Annotated in this window: 2 protein-coding genes; both read right to left on the bottom strand. The window is 54.5% G+C overall.

Annotated elements, in window-relative coordinates; translation table 11 throughout:
• On the bottom strand, positions 1–664 hold a 664-nt coding region (locus AC1D1X_RS23620; protein ID WP_477699390.1), incomplete at its 3' end, for a hypothetical protein.
• Between the two features lie 92 nt (positions 665–756).
• The gene (locus AC1D1X_RS23615; protein ID WP_477668239.1) at positions 757–1,212 is read right to left on the bottom strand and encodes a hypothetical protein; all 456 of its coding nucleotides are present in this window, start codon (positions 1,210–1,212) and stop codon (positions 757–759) included.
• Positions 1,213–1,280: the final 68 nt, after the last annotated feature.

Genomic DNA, 1,280 nt, shown 5'->3' with positions numbered 1-1,280 from the left:
GGTTTGTGCCAAGTGCGCGAAGCTCGTAAAGACTTCTTTTCTCATCTGAGAACGGCTCTCCGGCAAGCAAGTGATCGAATCGCATGTCGAAGTCGTCAACCAGTTCGCTTGTCCATCGCCCGAGACGCGGGCTGTAGAGAAGTGATGCGAACCAGCTTGTTCTTGGAGCTTCTTTATGAAGGGCTTCCACTGGAACCTTCAGGCGCTTCTGCAGGCTGCGAATCTTCTTTATCGGTGGATCAATGCCGTCACCGAACTCACCCTTGTAGTGAACCATCTCGTTTCTGAAAGAGACGAGGAGGTCGTAACTCTGAAACGGATCTTTGTCACTGCGCCAGACCGTGCCGCCGGCGGCAGATGCGATTAGGTCCCACTTTTGAACATGCGAAAGCGACTTCCGCATGTCATGCATGGTTTGCCAAAGTTCTGGGGTAAGCCTACGTGGCTTTGCAAGAGGTCCGGTGCACTGCGCTGTGAGTTCGTTGAGGCGTGCCTCAAGAAACGATGCTGCGCTGAAGACGCAGGCCATATTCGACACGTATACCTCATAAGGAATCTGCGCTGTTTCAGCAATGCGAGCATGGTGCCGGCAGCTCCAGACAAGATCGTCGGAGAAGTGGTGCAGCGCTAGATTCGATTCGAGATGGACGGTGGCGCGTGGCATCTTCTGCGGCCTAACGTGCGTGTAACCGGCGCCTCGCGACAGGAGGCCGTGAGGCGTCCGTGTTGGCCGACCAGTTATACGTTCTCCGCTGTCTACTGCCCATAGTTCCCCTCCTTAAAGCCAGTGAGTGTTATGTATTTTCCGGTAGTCGCGCAAAGAAATTGCTGGTCCTCGATGGGCTCAGGCCCGGCACAATTTTCAAATTTACACCCGCCTCGCGACACACCCACGACCGTTTCTCCAGCATACTCACAACGATGGTCCGCAAGGTACGCACGGAACCGCTCGATCTCGAGGAGATCGGCCTTAGACTGCCACAGGACAACCAAAGCTGGAATGACAAACGCTGCGGAGACCAAAGCAGCACTTAGCACTCCCTTTTTCTCATTTTCGCTACGCATGAAGGCCGCAATAAACAAGCCTCCGGCAAGAGCGAATGCAAAAAGTGCCAACCAGAAATTTCTACCGCCCAGTATCCAGCCGGAAAGATAAACTGTAATGGCCCCCATCTCGAAGAGCCGTGTGCGACTGGGGAAAGAGGCGATCATGCGCTCGTATTATGTTGGACGCCCGGCAATGCCGAAGGACATTGCCTCTGGGCCGACCAGTTATACGT

Source organism: Polaromonas sp. P1_G4 (assembly GCF_056405475.1).
Note: the sequence above shows the minus strand (reverse complement) of the source record. Positions and strands in the feature narration are given on the sequence as shown.